Source organism: Phenylobacterium sp. (genome assembly GCF_030654915.1).
Classification (GTDB): Bacteria; Pseudomonadota; Alphaproteobacteria; order Caulobacterales; family Caulobacteraceae; genus Phenylobacterium.
This window is the reverse complement of the sequence record NZ_JAURWM010000396.1, coordinates 1-17095: the sequence shown is the minus strand read 5'-3', so window position 1 is coordinate 17095 and position 17095 is coordinate 1. Positions and strand designations below refer to the sequence as shown.

Genomic DNA, 17095 nt, shown 5'->3' with positions numbered 1-17095 from the left:
GGGCGTGGTGTTCGACACCGGCGGCCTCGACATCAAGCCCTCGGCCGGCATGCGCAACATGAAGAAGGACATGGGCGGCGCCGCCCATGTCCTGGCGCTCGGCCGCATGATCATGGCCGCCAACCTGCCAGTGCGGCTGGCGATCCTGATTCCGGTGGTGGAGAACGCCATTTCCGGCGACGCCATGCGGCCGGGCGATGTGCTGGACAGCCGCAAGGGCCTGACCATCGAGGTAGGCAACACCGACGCCGAGGGGCGGTTGATCCTGGCCGACGCCCTGACCCGGGCCGAGGAGTTGGAGCCGGCCCTGACCCTGGACCTGGCGACCCTGACCGGCGCCGCGCGCGCCGCGCTGGGGCCGCAACTGCCCCCGTTCTATACCGACGACGAGGAACTGGCCGGTCAGATCGAGGCGGCGATGACGGCGGTCTGCGACCCCATGTGGCGGATGCCGCTGTGGAAGGGCTATGTCGACGCGCTGGATTCCGACGTCGCGGACATCAAGAACGACTCGGACGGTTGGGCCCAGGCGGGCTCGGTGACGGCGGCGTTGTTCCTGCAGAAATTCGCGCCGAAGGGTCCGTGGGCGCACTTCGACATCTTCGCCTGGAACCCGCGCAGTCGGCCGGGCTGGCCCTCGGGTGGCGAGGTCCAGGCGGTGCGCGCGCTCTACCAAATGATTCGGGACCGCTTCGCGTGAGTCGCGATTCTCGCGTGACCTTGGCGCGTGGCGACTTGGCCGCCCGCGCCCTGGAAGGCGTGGTCGCAGCTGACGCCTATGCAGACTCGCAGGTCCAGGTCGCCATCGTCCCGGCCGTGGCCATCCGCCGGACGCCGGACCTGACGGGCGAGCAACTGGACCAGTTGTTGTTTGGCGAGATTTTCGAGGTGCTGGGCGAGCAGGACGGCTTTGCCTGGGGGCAGTCGCGCCGTGACGGCTATGTCGGGTTCGTGGAGCGCGCGGCCCTCGCGCCGGCGGGCGCCCTGCCGACCCACCGGGTCGCGGCGATTCGCACCTACGCCTTCGCCGAGCCCAGCATCAAGACCCGGGCCTTCGGTCCCTATTCGATCAACGCCCTGGTCCGCATCGAGGCGCGTGACGGCCGATTCGCCAAGGCGGCGGGGACGGGTTGGTTCGTCGAGGACCACCTGGCCCCGATCGGGCGGTTCGAGGTCGACCCCGTTACGGTGGCTGAGCGGTTTCTGGGCGCCCCCTATCTGTGGGGCGGGCGCGAGAGCCTGGGGCTGGACTGCTCAGGCCTGACGCAGCAGGCGCTGGCGGCCTGCGGGATCGCCTATCCGCGCGATACCGACCAGCAGGAGCGGCTGGGCCAGCCGCTGGTGGCGGCGGACCTGAGACGTGGAGACCTGGTGTTCTGGAAGGGGCATGTGGCGATGATGCTGGACGCCGAGCGGATCATCCACGCCAACGCGCACCATATGGCCACAGCAATCGAGCCCCTGTCGCAGACAAGGGCCCGTTACATCGCGGCGGGGGTGGGCGAACCCACCGCCTATCGCCGCCCTTAGATGATTATTGCGCGGCGGCCGGAGCCGCTGCAGCCGGAGCGCCCGCGGCGGGAGCCGCACCAGCCGCCGGAGCAGCCGCGCCGTCAGCGGCAGGAGCCGCAGGAGCAGCGGCCGCGGCCGGGTTCGGCGCCGGGAAGGGCAGGGTGGAGCCTTCGCTATGCAGATAAGCGATGACCGCGATGCGATCTTCGGCCTTCTTCAGACCGACGAAGGTCATCTTGGTGCCCGGCACGTGCTTTTGCGGAGCCTTCAGGAACTCCGACATTTCCTCGTAGCTCCAGACCTTGGCCTTGTCGCCTTCAGCGATCATGCCGGCCGAATAGGCGAAGCCGGGATGGGTGCCGGGCTTCTTGCCGAGCGTGCCATGCAGGTTCGGGCCGGTGCCGTTGGCGCCGCCAGCGTCCACCGTGTGGCAGGATTTGCACTTAGCGAAGACCGCTTCGCCCGCCTTGATGTCGGCGATCGGCAGCACGGTGCCCCAATCGATCGGAGCTTCGGCGACCGCGCCGCCGCCGCCGGTATCCTCGGCGACCGCGATGGCGTAGCCAGGCTTCTCGACCGGATGCGGCGCGAAAATGCCCGAAGAAATTTCACGAAGGCCGACGATGGCCAGACCGGTCGCCAGCACTGCGCCAACGACTTTGTTGAACGTAAGGTCGCTCATAGTCCTTAAATCGGCCCTCTCAACGGCCAGCCAACGGCTGGCGGAAGCGCGGGTAACCCCGCCCCTTATTGCGCCCGGCTCTCTTACACGCTACCGCCGCCCGCGCAACCAGCCAGTTGCTCGCTCAGGATCTCATGAAACCGATCATCCTCATCCCGGCCCGAATGGCGGCCACCAGGCTGCCTGGTAAGCCGCTGGCGGACATCAATGGCATACCGATGATCGTCCGCGTGCTGCGCCAGGCGCAGGCCGCGGCCATAGGACCCGTGGCGGTGGCGGCGGGCGATGTCGAGATCGTCGAGGCGGTTCGCGCCGCCGGCGGGCTGGCGGTGCTGACCGACCCCGACCTGCCCTCGGGCTCGGACCGAATCGTCGCGGCCCTGAACGAGATCGATCCGGCTGGCGATCACGACGTGATCATCAACCTCCAGGGCGACATTCCTTTCTTGGCCCCTAGCGTGGTCGAGGCGACCGCCCGGCTGCTCGCCGACCAGCCGTCGTGCGACATCGCCACGGTGATGGTGGCCGAGGCCGACGTGGCTGAGCGCGCCAATCCTGATATTCCCAAGGTCGTGGCTTCGATGGCCGCCGACGGGCGAAGCGCGCGGGCGCTCTATTTCACCCGCTCGGTGCTCTATGGCGACGCGCCGGTCTGGCTTCACCATGGGGTCTATGGCTATCGCCGCGAGGCGTTGCTGCGCTTCACCGCCGCTCCACCCTCGCCGCTGGAGCTGCGCGAGCGGCTGGAACAGCTGCGCGCGCTGGAGCTTGGCATGTCCATCTGGGCGGCGGTCATCGACGAAGCGCCGATCTCGGTCGATAACCCCGCAGATCTCGAACGGGCTCGGGCCCACGCAAGGAAGACTTCATGACCAAGGGACGGATCGCCTTCCAGGGCGAGCTCGGCGCCAATAGCCATGAGGCCTGCGTCGCGGCCTTTCCAGACATGGAGCCGGTGCCCCACGCCGCCTTCGAGGAGGCGTTCGATGCGGTGAAGACCGGGGACTGCCAACTCGGCATGATTCCGGTGGAAAACTCGATCGCCGGCCGGGTCGCCGACGTTCACCACCTGCTGCCGTCCTCGGGGCTGAAGATCATCGGCGAGCGGTTCAAGCCGATTCACTTCCAGCTGATGGTCAATCCCGGCGTGAAGCTGGAGGACGTGAAGACCGTCGCCTCCATGCCGATCGCGCTGGGCCAATGCCGCAAGTCGCTGCGCCGAATGGGGCTGAAGACCGTGCCGGTGGGCGACACCGCCCTGGCCGCCAAGCTGCTGTCAGAAAATCCCGACCCGACCCACGGCGCGGTCTCGCCGGCCCTGGCCGCCGAACTCTACGGCCTGGAGATTGTCGCGCGCGACATCGAGGACGAGCACAACAACACCACCCGCTTCCTGGTGATGACGGCCGACAAGAACCCGCCGCCGCCGCCATTCACCACGCCTTGCGTGACCAGCTTCATCTTCCGCGTCCGCAACCTGCCCGCCGCGCTCTATAAGGCGTTGGGCGGCTTTGCGACCAATGGCGTGAACATGACCAAGCTGGAGAGCTACATGGAGAACGGCGCGTTCACCGCGACCTTCTTCTATGCCGAGGTCGACGGCCGTCCCGAGGATCGCGATTTGGCGCTGGCCCTCGAGGAGTTGCGGTTCTTCTCCGAACGGTTCGAGATTCTCGGCGTTTATCCAGCCGACGCCTTCAGGTCACGTGGCTAAGATGAAACGTATCGAGATCGATGTCGCGGCGTGCCGCAATCCCAAGGAGTTCGGCCGGGTGCTGCAGGAGGCGATCCTGGCCCTGCCCGGTCACGGCTCCAGCATCGAGGCCTTCGTGGACTCGATGGTGTTCGGCACGATGAGCGAGCTTTCGCCGCCCTATATGATCACGGTCAACGGCGCGACGAACCCCGAGGTTCGGGCCTTCGCCGAGCGTCTGTCGAACGCGCTCGGCCAGGCCAGGCTGGAGCGCCGCACGCGGCGCGGGGATGATTCCGAGGTCGTGTTGAAGGTGGCGTAGGGGCTCAGCTCTCCCCTTCCTTCTCCTCTCCCCGCCGAGGAGAGGCTGGGTGAGGGGCTTTTTGGACCTCACCGATGCGCTGATTGATCGTCAGTAGAGCGCCGCTTCGCGGCCCCCTCACCTAACCTCTCCCGAGGGAGAGGGATGGTCGGCGCTATCCCAGCCACAGCCCGGGGATGACGAGCTTGGGTGAGGCCTAGTCGTCGCTTTCGGCCCAGCTCTTCAGGAGCTGATGGGCGATGGCCATGGCGCCAGGCGCGAAGGTTCCCTCGATCTTGCCGGCTATCAGGTCGCGGGCCTCGGGCTTGGTGAACCAGCGGACTTCCGACAATTCGGTCTGGTCCGGGGTCGCCTCGTCATTGGCCACCTGGGCGATCAGGCCGATCATCAGCGAGGACGGATAGGGCCAGGGCTGGGTCGAGTGGTAGGCGACAGAGACGGTCTTGAGGCCAGCCTCTTCCTCAAGCTCGCGGGCGCAGGCCTCCTCGATGGTCTCGCCGGGCTCAAGGAAGCCGGCCAGGGCCGAGAACATTCCGGCCGGCCAGATCTCCTGGCGGCCGAGCATGCAGCGATCCTCATGCACGGCCAGCATGATCACTACCGGATCGGTGCGCGGGAAGTGCTCGACCTTGCAGGCCGGGCACGAGCGCTTCCAGCCGCCGTCGATGACATTGGTCTGTTCGCCGCAGGAGGCGCAGTGGCGATGGCGGCGGCGCCATTCGAACATCTGCTTTGACGTCGCCATGATCGCCGCGTCGGTCGCCGGCAGCCGCAGGGCCATGGCGCGCAGATCCTCGAATCGCCCGAGGCCGGCCAGCGGCCCGTCGGCCGGGTCGACCCCGCCCTCCAGATCGACGGCGAAGACCGCGGTTTCTTGCCACAGGCCCAGGAACAGCAACCGTTCGGGACCGCCGGCCAGTTCCTCGGCCATCCGCGAGGGCAGGTAGGCGATCTGGACCCCGCCGTCCTTGGCGTTCTCCACGAACGGCTTGCCGTTCCAGACCGCGACGGCCAGCGAATCAGGGGCGGCGAGCTTTTCGGCAAGCCATGAGGCGTCGCCGCGCCTTTCGCTGGCGCGGTTCAAAGGGTTGCCGGCGAAGGTGTTCTGGAAGGCGGAAAGAGGCATGAGTGGTGTTGTAGCTCTGCTGCCGCTTGCGCGCGAGCCTCAAGGCCGCGATATAGGGGGCGGAGATCGGCGACGGGCGGACGCCTCGCTAACCCGGTCAGGTCCGGAAGGAAGCAGCCGCAACGAGTTTCGCTCCGGGTCGTTGTCCGGTCTCCACCCAGAACCCTCAGGGTTCCAGCCTCAATCCTCGGGCGCCAATGGCTGACGAAGAAGATCCCGAGACCCTCGATCGCGATCCCAATACAAGCGACATGTTCGGGGCGCCCATCGCCTCGCCTGCCGCCGCGCCGGTCGAACAATCAGCCGCCTACACCGTCATCGCGCGCAAATACCGCCCGCGGACCTTTGATGACCTGTTTGGTCAGGAGGCGATGGTGCGCACGCTGCGCAACGCCTTCTCCAGCGGCCGGATCGCCCACGCCTTCATGCTCACCGGGGTCCGGGGCGTCGGCAAGACCACCACCGCGCGACTGCTGGCCCGGGCGCTGAACTATGACACCGACTCGATTCACGAGCCGACCCTGGATCTGAACGAGGAAGGCCGGCACTGCCGCTCGATCATCGAGGGCCGGCACATGGACGTGCTGGAGCTCGACGCCGCCAGCCGCACCGGCGTGGCCGACATGCGTGAACTGCTCGACGGGGTGCGCTATGCGCCGGTCGAGGCGCGCTACAAGGTCTACATCATCGATGAGGTGCACATGCTGTCGACAGGGGCGTTCAACGCGCTCCTGAAGACCCTCGAAGAGCCGCCGCCCCACGCCAAGTTCATCTTCGCCACCACCGAGATCCGCAAGGTTCCGGTGACCATCCTGTCGCGCTGTCAGCGATTCGACCTGCGCCGGGTCGAGCCGGACGTGATCATCAAGAACCTGGAGATGATCGCCGGCAAGGAAGGCGCGCAGGTCGAGAACGAGGGCATGCTGCTGATCGCCCGCGCCGCCGAGGGTTCGGTGCGCGACGCCCAGTCGATGCTGGACCAGGCCATCGTCCAGGCCGAGCCGGGCGAGATGGTCACCGCCGGCTCGATCCGCGACATGCTGGGCCTGGCCGACCGCGCGCAGACCATCAGCCTGTTCGAGCAGATCATGCGCGGCGAGAGCGGCGTGGCGATCGCGACCTTCCGCACGCTGTATAATTTCGGGGCCGAGCCCGGCCAGGTCATGCTCGACCTGCTGGACCATACCCATGGCGCCTCGGTCGCCAAGGCCATCGGCCCGCAGGCCCTGACCTTGCCCAAGGAACAGGCCGCGCGGCTGGCGGCGGTGGGGGCCTCGGTCTCGGCCGGCAACCTGTCTCGGATCTGGCAGATGCTGCTGAAGGCCCACGAAGAGGTTCGCCGCGCGCCCGACGCCGCGGCGGCCTGCGACATGGCGATCATCCGGCTGGCCTACGCCGCCGACCTGCCGGGCCCGGAAGAGGCGCTGCGGCGCCTGCAGTCGGGCGAACCGCTGACCGGCGGCCCGCCTTCGGGCGGCGGCGGTGGGGGCGGCGGCGTCTCGGCCTCGATGGGCGGGGGCGGGGTCACCGCCCAGGCCCGCGCCATGCCGCAGCCGGCGGTCAGCGACGCGGCCCCGGTGCTGAAGTCGTTCGCCGACGTCATCGCCCTGATGGACAAGAAGCGCGAGATCGCGCTGCGGCTGGACGTCGAGCGCTATGTGCGCCCGATCAGCTTCCGTCCGGGCGTACTGGAGTACGAGCCCGCGCCCGGCGCGCCCAACAACCTGGCCCAGCGTCTGGTGGCGCGGCTCAAGGAGTGGACCGGCCAGCCGTGGCTGGTCGCGGCCCAGGGCGGCGGCGGGGCCGAAAGCGCCTGGGAGCGCCAGAAGCGCGAAGAGCGCGAGGTCCGCGCCGAGATCGAGATCGACCCGTTCGTACTGTCGGTGATGGCCGCCTTCCCGGGCGCCGAGATCATCAGCGTGCGGAACCTGCCGCAACCCGAGGCGTCGCCGATGACCGACGCGCCCGACGAAGACGAAGACGACGAGTGAGGCTGCCATGAAAGATCTCGGTTCCATCATGAAGCAGGCCCAGGCCATGCAGCAGAAGCTGGCCGACGCCCAGGCGCGCATCGCCGAGATCGTCGTCGAGGGCACCTCCGGCGGCGGGATGGTCAAGCTCACCCTCAAGGGGACGGGCGAGCTGTCGGGCGTCGAACTGGACGAGAGCCTGCTGGCCCCCGGCGAGGGCGAGGTGATCTCCGACCTGCTGGTCGCCGCCCACGCCGACGCCAAGCGCAAGCTCGACGCCCAGCAGTCCGAGCTGATGCGCGAAGCCGCCGGCCCGCTGGCCGGAATGAACCTTCCGGGCATGCCGAAGTTCTAGTCTGCGCCTGGCGGGTCTCCCGCCGACACGGAGAGCGTGATGAGAACTGAAATGCTGATCGGCGTCTTGGCCCTTAGCCTGGCGGCCTGCAATGGACCGGCGCAGCCCGCCGCGACCAAGGAGAGCGCGGCCGCGGCTGCTCCAGCGCCCGTCGCTGTGACCCTGCCCCCGGTTGACGTGGCGGCCGTGCAGGCCAGCTTGACGCCCGACGACACCGTGGAGGCCCTGACCTTCGCCCCGACCGGCGCGACCAGCGCCTCAGGGGCGATCAAGAGCTACAAGGCGCCGGTCTACGCGGTGCCGGTGGCGGCGGGTCAGACCCTCACCGTGGCCTTCAAGCCCTCGAACACCAGCCAGTATCTCAACGTGGTCGACGCCGCCGACACCACGGGCGCGGCCGTGCATCGCGGCGAAGTCGATGGTCCGGACGCCTCGCTGACCGCCGTCAGGGACACCGTCTATCTGCTCAAGCCCTTCCTGGTCCGCGCGGCGGCGCGGCGCGGCGAGAGCGGAACCTTCGAGATCACCGTCACCCGGAAGTAGGGTCTAGCGTCTCGCCTGCGGAGCCTCTTGTTCTCTCACGGCGTCATCTCCATCCTCGCGTCTCTCGCCTGCGTCGCTACATATGCACCAGCGACGGGGACGCTGCTTCGGCGATCCTGGGCTTACCGCTGACGGAGATCACTTGGCAGCTTCCGCCGGACCTGAAATCGAGCGGCTGATCGCGCTGTTGTCGAAACTGCCGGGGCTTGGCCCCCGGTCGGCGCGGCGCGCCACCCTGGCGCTGCTGAAGCGCCGCGACCAACTGCTGCTGCCCCTGGCCGAGGCGCTGTCGACGGCGGCGCAGCGGGTGAAGACCTGCGGCCTCTGCGGATCGCTGGACACCCAGGACCCCTGCGCGATCTGCGCCGACCCGCATCGCGATGGCTCGTTGATCTGCGTGGTGGAGGAGGTGGGCGCGCTGTGGGCGATGGAGCGCGCGGTGGCGTTCCGCGGCCGCTACCACGTGCTGGGCGGCTTGCTCTCGGCGTTGGATGGGATCGGGCCCGAGGCCCTGCGGATCGGGCCGCTGGTGGCGCGCGCCTCGGAAGGGAGCGTGCGCGAGGTGGTCCTGGCCCTGCCGGCCACGGTCGATGGCCAGACCACGGCGCACTACCTGGCCGAGAGGCTCTCCAACGCCGACGTCTCGGTGACCATGCTGGCGCGCGGCGTTCCGGTCGGCGGCGAGTTGGACTGGCTGGACGACGGGACAATCAACCAGGCCATGCGGGCGCGCCGGCCGGCTTAGGGGCTTCTCCTCTCCCTCTCATGATCGTCATGGCCGGGACGAGAGCCCGCCGTTGACGAACTGCGTAGAGCGCCGCTGCGCGCCGCCCCCTCACCTAGCCTCTCCCGAGGGAGAGGAATGGTCAGTGCAACGCTAAGGCCGGACTTCATTGGAGGCTTCTTCTCCTCTCCCCGCTGGGGAGAGGTCGGGTGAGGGGTCTTTGGGAGCGCTCGTCCGTGTTGATCCGTCGTCTGTAGAGCGCCGCCGCGCGTCGGCCCAACCTCTCCCGAGGGCGTGGACGGTCAGCGCAAACCCGACCAGTCGGCGGCGACCAGGGCGCGGGTCAGGGTCTCTAGGTCGGCTTGCAGCTTGGCGAAGCCCTCGGTGAGCTCCAGGCTCGCCTCGTCCAGATAGAGGGCGCGGTTGATCTCGATCTGCAGGGCGTGGGTGCGCCGCATCGGCCGGCCGTAGTGCTCGGTGGTGTAGCCGCCCGCATAGGGGGCGTTGCGGGCGACGCGGTAGCCCATGGCCTCCAGCTCCCGCTCGACCCGCTGGGTCACCAGGCTGGAGCAGGACGCGCCGAAGCGGTCGCCCAGCACCATGTCGCAAGGGCCGTCACGGCCGCCGGTCCGCGCGGCGGCGGCGGGCATGGAGTGCCAGTCGATCAGGATGGCGTAGCCGTGGGCGGAGTGGGCCTCGCCCAGCAGGCGCGCCAGGGCGGCGTGATAGGGGGTGTGGGTTCCGTCTATCCGCCCTCGCGCCTCGGCGAAGGTCAGCTTGCGGGCGTAGATCTCTTGGCCCTCGGAGACCACTCGGGCGATGGCGCCTAGCCCGGCGGCCACGCGGGCGGTCCGCGCGCGGGCGAAATCGGGCAGTTCGTCGGCGAACATGCCTTGGTCGAGCTCGAAAGCCTCGCGGTTCAGGTCGATATAGGCCCGGGCCAGATTGGCCGAGATCAAAGCCGCGCCCAGTGATGGCGCCGCGCCGATCAGTTCATCGACATAGGCGTCTTCAGAGCGCCGAATCGCGTGGGCGTCGAGCGCCGCGGCGGCCATCATGTCGTCGGGATAGGAGCGGCCCGAATGCGGGGAGGCGAAGACCAGGGCGGTCGGCGCGGCGGCGCCGGCCTCGGCGGCGCGTCGCAACTCGAAGGGCGGGACCTTCGGCGCGGCGGCGTCTGCGGCGATGGGTTCCCAGGCGTTCATCGCGGCCATATGACGATGCGTCTTGCTTCGGGTCAAACGGATCGCATCGCCCTGGCGGTTCACGGTGGATTTACATCTGCCGGAGTAGAGTCCCGCTTTACGATTGACGCCTTGCGGAGCGCCCATGCCCCGAATTCTCCTCGCCGAAGACGATGACTCTCTGCGCGGTTTCCTCAGCCGCGCCCTGCAGCGCGCCGGCTATGAGGTGACCTCCTGCGCCGATGGCGAAGAAGCGGTCGCCGTCCTCGACCAGGAATGGGACCTGCTGCTGACCGACATCGTCATGCCGGGCATGGACGGCATCGAGGTCGCGCGCTTGGCCGCGGCCCGCCATCCGGGGCTGCGGATCATGTTTATCACCGGTTTCGCCGCCGTGGCCCTGGCCGCCGGCGAGGCCGCGCCTCCCGGCGCCAAGGTGCTGTCCAAGCCGATTCACCTGCGGGAAATCGTCACCGAGGTGGAGCGGATGATGGCCGCGGCCTAGCGGGCGCGAAACATTCACAGGCGGTGCGTCACATTTTGTTTTGCGACGCTTGCGCGAGGGAGCCCTCGCCGTTATACCGCCGCCTCCCGTCCCCGAAAGGGGGCCCGACTGGTTCGGACGTGTAGCTCAGCGGGAGAGCACCTCGTTGACATCGAGGGGGTCACAGGTTCAATCCCTGTCACGTCCACCATCTCTTTCCTTCCCAGAATTTGGCCAAGCCCAGCCGACGCAGACTTGGCGTCGACTCGCGACGCGGGGCTGACCAAGTCCCGCTGTTCGGCTTCGGCGCGAGACCCTGCCGCCCCTTTCGCGGAGGTTCAGCTTGCCTGGCCCTGTGCGACCTCTCCCTCGCCCGACAATGAGCGGCGAAGCTGAGCCCAATCCAGGAGGGCCAGGAACACAGGACCAAGTCCTCGCCCGAGCTCGGTAAGCTCGTACTCCACCTTGGGCGGCACCTGGGGGTAGATGGTGCGCGTGACCACCCCATCCTCCTCCAGACCGCGCAACTGCTGGATCAGCATCTTTTGCGAGACCTGCGGGATCGCGCGGCGCAGCTCCGAGAAGCGTAGCACCGGCTCCCCATAGAGATGCGCGACGATCAGCATCTTCCAGCGCCCTTCCAGGATTGAGATCGCGTCCTCCACGTCGTCGACGCAGGCGATCTTCGGAACCTTCGGCTCGGCCAGGCGGGGGTCGGACATCAGCTTACCTTCAGGTGACTGGCACACTTTTTCGTCCGTTCTTGTCAGATCGAGAGCGCCCCGCCTAGATGCCTGAGGCTTCCTGCCGCCGCACCTCCACATACGAGCTCCGCATGCGCGCTTACCGTTTCGACAGCTTCGATAACCTGGACGAGCTCCGCCTACGCGAGGAGCCCGATCCGCAGCCGCAGCGCGGCGAGGTGCTGGTTCGCGTGCACGCGGTCTCTCTGAATTTCCGCGACATCGCCATGCTGCGGGGCCGCTATCCGCGCAAGTGCGTCCCGGGCCTGATCCCCGCCAGCGACGCCGCGGGTGAAATCGTAGCGGTTGGCGAAGGCGTTCGCGCGCTCAAGGTCGGCGACCGTGTGATCGGCGCGTTCCACCCACGCTGGTTCGGCGGCGAAATGCCCTCGACGATCGCCAGCGACAGCTACGGCGCCGAGAGCGACGGCTGGCTCTGCGAACTGAAGGCGATCAGCCAGGAGGCTGTGGTCCGCTTGCCTGACGCCCTTTCCTACGAGGAGGCCTGCACGCTCCCCTGCGCTGGCCTCACCGCCTGGACGGCTCTGACCGGACCTGCGCCCATTCGCGCCGGTCATACGGTGCTTGTGCAGGGCAGCGGCGGCGTCTCCATTTTCGCCCTGCAGCTGGCCCGTGCGGTGGGCGCCACCGTGATCGCCACCACGTCCAGCGCGGCCAAGGCCGAGCAGTTAAAGGCGTTGGGCGCCGCGCACATCGTGAACTATGTCGACGAGCCCGAGTGGGGGCGGCGGGTTCGCGTGCTGACGGACGGACGAGGGGTAGATCGCGTGGTCGAGGTCGGCGGGCCCGGGACCATCGCCCAATCCTTGCGCGCCGTGGCGCTGGGCGGCGAGATCGCCTCCATCGGCTTCCTCAGCACCGAGAACCCCGGCATCGATTTTTTCCAACTCAAGGCCAGCGGCGCATCTTTCCGCAATATCACCGTGGGCGACCGCGCTGCGCTACTGGACCTCAATCGCGCCGTCGGGGCGAGCGGCCTGAAGCCGGTGATCGACCGCGTCTTCGCCTTTGAGGAGGCCCGCGAGGCCTTCGCGCATCTTGAAAGCGGCACGCATCTTGGGAAGGTCGTGATCCGCTGCCTGAATTGAGGTCCGGGACCGACGTCTGCCTGAGTCCGCCCAGTCCTAGCTCGTTGGCCTTGGCTGTTGCGCACGCCGAATGCGGCCGGCAGTTTGGGGGCATGACCTCAGATGAGCTGCTCGATCAGTGGAGGCGGGACGCCGCGGCGCCCTTCGCGGGCTGGGACTTCTCCTATCTGGCCGGGCGATTGATCGAGGGCGAGCCGCCCTGGTCCTATCTCGACCTGGCCAAGGCGGCGGTCGTTGGCGCTCAGGACATCCTGGATGTGGCGACGGGCGGGGGAGAGGTCTTTTCCTCCTTGGCGCCGTTCCCTGGACGTGCGCGGGCCGTCGAGGGTTATGTGCCGAACCTCGCCGTGGCGCGGCGCCGGCTGGAGTCGCTCGGTGTGGCGGTCTTTGAGGGGAATACGCAGTCGGGCATGCCGTTCGAGGACGGCGCGTTCGACCTGGTGCTGAATCGCCATGGCGGCTTCCGAGCCGCCGAAATGCACCGGATCCTCCAGCCGGGCGGGGTGTTTCTGACCCAGCAGGTCGGCGGCGATAATCTGGCCGATCTGGTCGCCGCGTTTGGCGGGCGGCTCGCCTATCCAGACAACACCCTGGACCGGGTGTGCGAGGACCTCGTGGCGCTCGGCTGTGAGATCCAGCTGCGCGCGGCATGGCGCGGCCCGGTGACGTTTTTGGACGTCGGGGCGCTGGTCTATTTCCTGAAGGCCGTTCCTTGGGTGGTCGAAGGCTTCGAGGTCGATCGGAGTCGCGATGTGCTGGGCGCCCTGCACCGTCAATTGCAGGCGGGTCGGCCGTTGGAATTCACTTATTCGCGCTTCTTGGTGCGGGCGGTGAGGGCCTAAGCGCGGGCCTGATCTCGCGGCATGGTCGAGCCTTGAGCGCCGACGGCGCGCCGAAGCCGATCATTATCATCGCCCTGGAAACGGCGGTGGACGTCCACGCCAAGGCTTTGGTCCTCGGTGATGTCAGGTCCCAGAGCAGTGGACGCGAAGGCGAGAGATGAGGCGCCGACCAGGAGCGATGGCGCCGAATAGTTTCATAGCAACGCCTCGCTGATAGCGTTTGTAAGGTCGTGCGCAAAGCGACGATGCTGTCCGTCAGGTGCTCCAATGTCTGCTGGTTTCAACCTCTAAACCGGTTGGAAGTCATCGGTGGTCAGTTTGGACATCAAGACGAGAAGATCCTGCCTGGATGCCTAATCACAATTGGCCAGCTTTGAGCCAATGGCCCCGGACAATTGTTTGCAATCATCGGTATGTTTTTGAGATCTGTTCCGACGGACCATTGAGGCCTTCGCCATGGGGCTGGGGCGCCGGTAGCGAGCCGGGGCGCTGTCGCTGCTTTCATGCGCGCTGGGATGCGTGCCTAGGCGGCCGATTTCATCAGGTCCGTCAAAAAACGCGTTACGGATAACGGTGTTGCGATTTGAACGCAGTTCGAATGGATTGTTGCGGCGCTGCAAGATTGACCTAGCGTCCCTTCGCCAAACGAGCGTTTGATCTTCGTACCCACGGACGACCATCGCGTCAGATCGATTTCGGCGTCCGTGAGCGGGAGGAACAAGATGTTGAAGAGTAGGTATTTTTATAGCGGCTCGATCATGGCCGTCGCCATGGCCATGGGCGGTCAAGCCCTGGCCCAAGAGGGCGGCACCGTCGAAGAAGTGGTGGTCACCGGGTCGTTCATCCGGGGCACGCCTGAAGACGCAGCTCTGCCGGTCGATGTCATCGGTGCTGAAGAGCTTTCGAAGCGCGGTTCGCCCACCACCATCGATCTCATCAAGTCCCTGCCGATCAGCGGCCCGGTGCTAGGCGACTCAAACCAGTTCTCGACCACGGCCCAGGGCCAGGTCGGCGCCGGTACGATCAACTTGCGCGGCCTGGGAAGCCTGCGGACGCTGGTGCTGCTGAACGGCCGCCGCACGACGGCTTCGCCTGGCGCGGGCAGCGGCGGGGTCGACACCAACCTGATGCCGGCCGCCGCCATTGGCCGCGTCGAGGTGCTGAAGGACGGCGCCGCGGCGACCTACGGTTCAGACGCGATCGCCGGGGTGGTCAACTTCATCACCCGCAAGAATTTCGAAGGCCTGGACGTCTCGGCGGACTACCGCTTCGTCGACGGCTCGGACGGCGACTATAGCGCCAGCGCGGTCTATGGCTGGGTCGGCGAGAACGGCAACATCCTGCTGAGCGCCGGGTATCAACACCGCTCGGAACTGCGAACCACCGAACGCGACTGGGCCAATCAGCCCTATCTGACCAATCCATCGGGCTATTCGGTTCTTGGTCAGCCGCCATCGTTCCTGCCGCGTAACGGGGCGACCCCGACGGCGGGCGTTCAGCGCGACGCCAACTGCTCGGCCGTCGGCGGCTTCGCCGGGGTCAGCGGTACGACGCCGGCCTGCTACTTCTCTTACGTGCCGTTCGACAACCTCATCGAGGATGAGGACCGGTTCCAGATTTACGCCGAAGCCAATATGGACTTCTCGGACAATCTGCGGCTGCACGTCGAGGGCCTCTATTCCAAGACCGACATCCCGAACATCCGGTTCTCGCCGTCCTATCCGCCGACCTCGGGTCCGAACGGTCCCGGCAGCGTGGGGGTGTTCACGGCGCCGACCAGCAACCCAGGCGTCCTGACGGCGCTGCAACAGGCTGGCCTGTCGGCCGGTCAGATCGCGGCGACCAACAACGTCTCGCTGACCCTGTTCCGCGCCCTGGGCGCGGGCGGCAACCCGGCCGAGGGCTATGGCGGCCAGGTCGGCAGCCGCACCTACGACATCTACCGGGTTTCGGCGGCGTTGAGCGGTGAGTTCAGCGGCATCGGCTGGGAGACGGCGGTCACCTATTCGGACGCGACCAGCGACCAGACCACCACCGACATCCTGATCGACCGCCTGCAACGGGCCCTGAACGGCCTCGGCGGCTTCAACTGCACGGGCACGACGCCTGGCCAGAACGGCTGCCAGTACTTCAACCCGTTCTCCAACGGCTATGCGGGCAACCCGGCTCTGGGCCTGACCAATCCAGGCTTCGTCTCGGCGAACGCCAACAACCCCGAACTGGTCCGCTACCTGTTCGACGCCCAGAACACGCAGAACACCCAGAGCCTTCTGGTGGTCGACGCGGTCGTCAACGGCAAGCTGCCGTGGACGCTCCCGGGCGGGGACATCGGCTGGGCCGCGGGCGCCCAGTATCGCCGCAGCGAGCTGCAGACCACCCTGGGCAGCGCCTTCCAGGATCGCCGGATCAATCCGTGCCCGATCCCCGGACAGCAGAACTGCGCGGTGCAGACCGGCCCCTATATCTTCCTGGGCCAAAGCACGCCGTCGCAGCTGGACGACTCGATCTACGCGCTGTTCGCTGAAGCCAGCCTGCCGATCACCGACAAGCTGAACGCCCAGCTCGCGATCCGCTACGAGGACTATGGCGGCGAGACCGGATCGACGACCAACCCCAAGCTGGCCATGAAGTGGCAGGTCTTCGACACCTTCGCCCTGCGCGGCTCGGTCGGCACCACCTTCCGGGGGCCGACCCCGACGAACCGCTCCAGCAACCAGGTCACCGGCCTGTCGGGGATCATCGCGGCGGGCAACAACTTCAAGTCCGTCGACTTCCCCGGCAACCCGTCCATCGGACCGGAGAAGGCCTTCACCTACAGCCTCGGCGCGATCTTCGAAAAGGAAGGCTTCCGGGCGATCATCGACTACTGGAGCTTCAAGATCGAAGACCAGATCGTCAACGTCCCGGCCAATGTCATCGCCACCTCGGTGGCCGGCGTGGGCAACGGCACCCAGCTGGTGAACTGCGCCAGTCCGCTGCGGGGCCTGATCACCTTCAACAACAACAACACCTGCACCCCCGGCGTGACAGTGGGCAACGACATCGCGCGGGTGCGTTCGGAGCTGACCAACGGGCCGGAGATCAAGGCCTCCGGCATCGACGTCTCGCTGGACTATCGCGCTGACGACGTGTGGGGCGGCAGGGCCTCGGCCGGGGTCGCGGCCAGCTACTACCTGAAGTACGAGTACGACGACTTCATGTTCAACGGCGTGCTGGTGAGCGAGGGCTACGACGCCCGCGGCTTCACCAACTATGACCGCCTGCCGGGGACCATCTCCGATTGGCGGGCCAACGCCTATGCCGAGTACAACCGCGGGATCCACAACATCCGCGCGGACGTGACCTTCGTCGATGGCGCGGTCGACAACCGGGCGCCGATCAGCATCCAGAACGCCGTCGGCGTGCTGGTGCCGATCACCTTCGGCCAGAAGGTGGACGACTACTACTCGATGGATCTGACCTATCGGGTCGAGCTTCCGTGGGACACGACGCTCACCGCCTCGGTGTTCAACGTCTTCGACCGCGACCCCTCGGCCGCGCGCTTGGAGCTGAGCTACGACCCCTTCATCGGGAACGTCTACGGCCGCAGCTACAAGCTGGGGATCCGCAAGCACTTCTGAGTCGCGCCGGCATGGACCGGACCGGCCGCCCGACCTGAATCGGGCGGCCAATTCCGGCCGTGAGGGTCGGGAAAACGCCTTCAAGGCGCCGCGAGGTTTCCCTCGCGGCGCCTTTTTTCATGGGCGCGGCTTAGGCGCCACACCGCCATATTCGCGCTTGTCTGGCAGGTCTGGCGAGGCCCTCGA

General features: G+C 67.3%; 17 protein-coding genes, 1 tRNA gene and 1 other RNA gene. 15 read left to right on the top strand and 4 right to left on the bottom strand.

Annotated elements, in window-relative coordinates:
* Both Q7T84_RS21005 and Q7T84_RS21000 read left to right on the top strand, forming a co-directional pair.
* A partial coding sequence (locus Q7T84_RS21005; RefSeq protein WP_370653696.1) for a M17 family metallopeptidase occupies nt 1–700 on the top strand: 700 nt, incomplete at its 5' end.
* Complete coding sequence (locus Q7T84_RS21000; protein WP_304813112.1) at nt 697–1530, top strand: C40 family peptidase; 834 nt, start codon at nt 697–699, stop codon at nt 1528–1530. The genes Q7T84_RS21005 and Q7T84_RS21000, both read left to right, overlap by 4 nt.
* A 4-nt stretch (nt 1531–1534) precedes the next feature.
* Here Q7T84_RS21000 and Q7T84_RS20995 read toward each other — a convergent pair whose 3' ends face one another.
* Nucleotides 1535–2194: a cytochrome c family protein gene (locus Q7T84_RS20995; RefSeq protein WP_304813109.1), complete on the bottom strand. Its 660-nt coding sequence runs from the start codon at nt 2192–2194 to the stop codon at nt 1535–1537.
* 134 nt (nt 2195–2328) lie between these two features.
* Here Q7T84_RS20995 and Q7T84_RS20990 point away from each other — a divergent pair, with 134 nt between their 5' ends.
* The 3 genes from Q7T84_RS20990 to Q7T84_RS20980 are packed head-to-tail and all read left to right on the top strand — an operon-like array spanning nt 2329 to nt 4209.
* A complete protein-coding gene (locus Q7T84_RS20990) occupies nt 2329–3066 on the top strand; it encodes a 3-deoxy-manno-octulosonate cytidylyltransferase (RefSeq protein WP_304813106.1) in 738 nt (245 codons plus the stop codon).
* The gene (locus tag Q7T84_RS20985; protein ID WP_304813104.1) at nt 3063–3908 is read left to right on the top strand and encodes a prephenate dehydratase; all 846 of its coding nucleotides are present in this window, start codon (nt 3063–3065) and stop codon (nt 3906–3908) included. The genes Q7T84_RS20990 and Q7T84_RS20985 overlap by 4 nt, the downstream gene beginning before the upstream one ends.
* Before the next feature lies 1 nt (nt 3909).
* Nucleotides 3910–4209, top strand: coding sequence for a hypothetical protein (locus Q7T84_RS20980; protein ID WP_304813102.1), 300 nt, complete (start codon nt 3910–3912; stop codon nt 4207–4209).
* A gap of 196 nt (nt 4210–4405) precedes the next feature.
* On the opposite strand, the gene nudC is transcribed toward Q7T84_RS20980, so the two are convergent.
* Nucleotides 4406–5335 (bottom strand): NAD(+) diphosphatase, encoded by a 930-nt coding sequence (gene nudC / locus Q7T84_RS20975; RefSeq protein WP_304813100.1) that lies wholly within the window; start codon nt 5333–5335, stop codon nt 4406–4408.
* A 60-nt stretch (nt 5336–5395) separates the two neighbouring features.
* On the opposite strand from nudC, the gene ffs reads away from it, so the two are divergent.
* From ffs to recR, 5 genes are all read left to right on the top strand, one after another.
* Nucleotides 5396–5494: signal recognition particle sRNA small type (gene ffs, locus Q7T84_RS20970), an RNA gene on the top strand.
* A 38-nt stretch (nt 5495–5532) separates the two neighbouring features.
* The gene (locus Q7T84_RS20965) at nt 5533–7326 is read left to right on the top strand and encodes a DNA polymerase III subunit gamma/tau (RefSeq protein ID WP_304813093.1); all 1794 of its coding nucleotides are present in this window, start codon (nt 5533–5535) and stop codon (nt 7324–7326) included.
* A gap of 7 nt (nt 7327–7333) precedes the next feature.
* Complete coding sequence (locus Q7T84_RS20960) at nt 7334–7660, top strand: YbaB/EbfC family nucleoid-associated protein (protein WP_056736107.1); 327 nt, start codon at nt 7334–7336, stop codon at nt 7658–7660.
* A gap of 39 nt (nt 7661–7699) precedes the next feature.
* Complete coding sequence (locus Q7T84_RS20955; protein WP_304813090.1) at nt 7700–8203, top strand: hypothetical protein; 504 nt, start codon at nt 7700–7702, stop codon at nt 8201–8203.
* A gap of 142 nt (nt 8204–8345) precedes the next feature.
* Complete coding sequence (gene recR / locus Q7T84_RS20950) at nt 8346–8948, top strand: recombination mediator RecR (protein ID WP_304813088.1); 603 nt, start codon at nt 8346–8348, stop codon at nt 8946–8948.
* 281 nt (nt 8949–9229) lie between these two features.
* Here the strand turns inward: recR and Q7T84_RS20945 are convergent, their stop codons facing one another.
* Nucleotides 9230–10132, bottom strand: a complete 903-nt coding sequence (locus Q7T84_RS20945) for an N-formylglutamate amidohydrolase (protein WP_304813115.1) — start codon at nt 10130–10132, stop codon at nt 9230–9232.
* 124 nt (nt 10133–10256) lie between these two features.
* Between Q7T84_RS20945 and cpdR the strand changes: the two genes are divergently transcribed.
* A complete protein-coding gene (gene cpdR, locus Q7T84_RS20940; RefSeq protein WP_304813085.1) occupies nt 10257–10616 on the top strand; it encodes a cell cycle two-component system response regulator CpdR in 360 nt (119 codons plus the stop codon).
* 115 nt (nt 10617–10731) lie between these two features.
* Nucleotides 10732–10806, top strand: a tRNA-Val gene (locus tag Q7T84_RS20935).
* A gap of 127 nt (nt 10807–10933) precedes the next feature.
* Here the strand turns inward: Q7T84_RS20935 and Q7T84_RS20930 are convergent.
* Complete coding sequence (locus tag Q7T84_RS20930; RefSeq protein ID WP_304813082.1) at nt 10934–11317, bottom strand: helix-turn-helix domain-containing protein; 384 nt, start codon at nt 11315–11317, stop codon at nt 10934–10936.
* Nucleotides 11318–11430: 113 nt separating this feature from the next.
* Between Q7T84_RS20930 and Q7T84_RS20925 the strand changes: the two genes are divergently transcribed.
* From Q7T84_RS20925 to Q7T84_RS20915, 3 genes are all read left to right on the top strand, one after another.
* Nucleotides 11431–12447 carry an NAD(P)-dependent alcohol dehydrogenase gene (locus Q7T84_RS20925; protein ID WP_304813080.1) on the top strand — a complete coding sequence of 339 codons (1017 nt, stop codon included), beginning with the start codon at nt 11431–11433 and terminating at the stop codon, nt 12445–12447.
* A 92-nt stretch (nt 12448–12539) separates the two neighbouring features.
* Nucleotides 12540–13289 carry a class I SAM-dependent methyltransferase gene (locus Q7T84_RS20920; protein ID WP_304813078.1) on the top strand — a complete coding sequence of 250 codons (750 nt, stop codon included), beginning with the start codon at nt 12540–12542 and terminating at the stop codon, nt 13287–13289.
* 722 nt (nt 13290–14011) lie between these two features.
* A complete protein-coding gene (locus Q7T84_RS20915; RefSeq protein WP_304813075.1) occupies nt 14012–16909 on the top strand; it encodes a TonB-dependent siderophore receptor in 2898 nt (965 codons plus the stop codon).
* Nucleotides 16910–17095: the final 186 nt, after the last annotated feature.

Coding starts and splice junctions, on each gene's coding strand:
- Q7T84_RS20955 (WP_304813090.1), top strand. CDS start 7,700: ATGAGAACTGAAATGCTGATCGGCGTCTTGGCCCTTAGCCTGGCGGCC.
- Q7T84_RS20980 (WP_304813102.1), top strand. CDS start 3,910: ATGAAACGTATCGAGATCGATGTCGCGGCGTGCCGCAATCCCAAGGAG.
- Q7T84_RS20930 (WP_304813082.1), bottom strand. CDS start 11,317: ATGTCCGACCCCCGCCTGGCCGAGCCGAAGGTTCCGAAGATCGCCTGC.
- Q7T84_RS20920 (WP_304813078.1), top strand. CDS start 12,540: ATGACCTCAGATGAGCTGCTCGATCAGTGGAGGCGGGACGCCGCGGCG.
- Q7T84_RS20960 (WP_056736107.1), top strand. CDS start 7,334: ATGAAAGATCTCGGTTCCATCATGAAGCAGGCCCAGGCCATGCAGCAG.
- nudC (WP_304813100.1), bottom strand. CDS start 5,335: ATGCCTCTTTCCGCCTTCCAGAACACCTTCGCCGGCAACCCTTTGAAC.
- Q7T84_RS20995 (WP_304813109.1), bottom strand. CDS start 2,194: ATGAGCGACCTTACGTTCAACAAAGTCGTTGGCGCAGTGCTGGCGACC.
- Q7T84_RS20965 (WP_304813093.1), top strand. CDS start 5,533: ATGGCTGACGAAGAAGATCCCGAGACCCTCGATCGCGATCCCAATACA.
- Q7T84_RS20915 (WP_304813075.1), top strand. CDS start 14,012: ATGTTGAAGAGTAGGTATTTTTATAGCGGCTCGATCATGGCCGTCGCC.
- cpdR (WP_304813085.1), top strand. CDS start 10,257: ATGCCCCGAATTCTCCTCGCCGAAGACGATGACTCTCTGCGCGGTTTC.
- Q7T84_RS20990 (WP_304813106.1), top strand. CDS start 2,329: ATGAAACCGATCATCCTCATCCCGGCCCGAATGGCGGCCACCAGGCTG.
- Q7T84_RS20925 (WP_304813080.1), top strand. CDS start 11,431: ATGCGCGCTTACCGTTTCGACAGCTTCGATAACCTGGACGAGCTCCGC.
- Q7T84_RS20985 (WP_304813104.1), top strand. CDS start 3,063: ATGACCAAGGGACGGATCGCCTTCCAGGGCGAGCTCGGCGCCAATAGC.
- Q7T84_RS20945 (WP_304813115.1), bottom strand. CDS start 10,132: ATGAACGCCTGGGAACCCATCGCCGCAGACGCCGCCGCGCCGAAGGTC.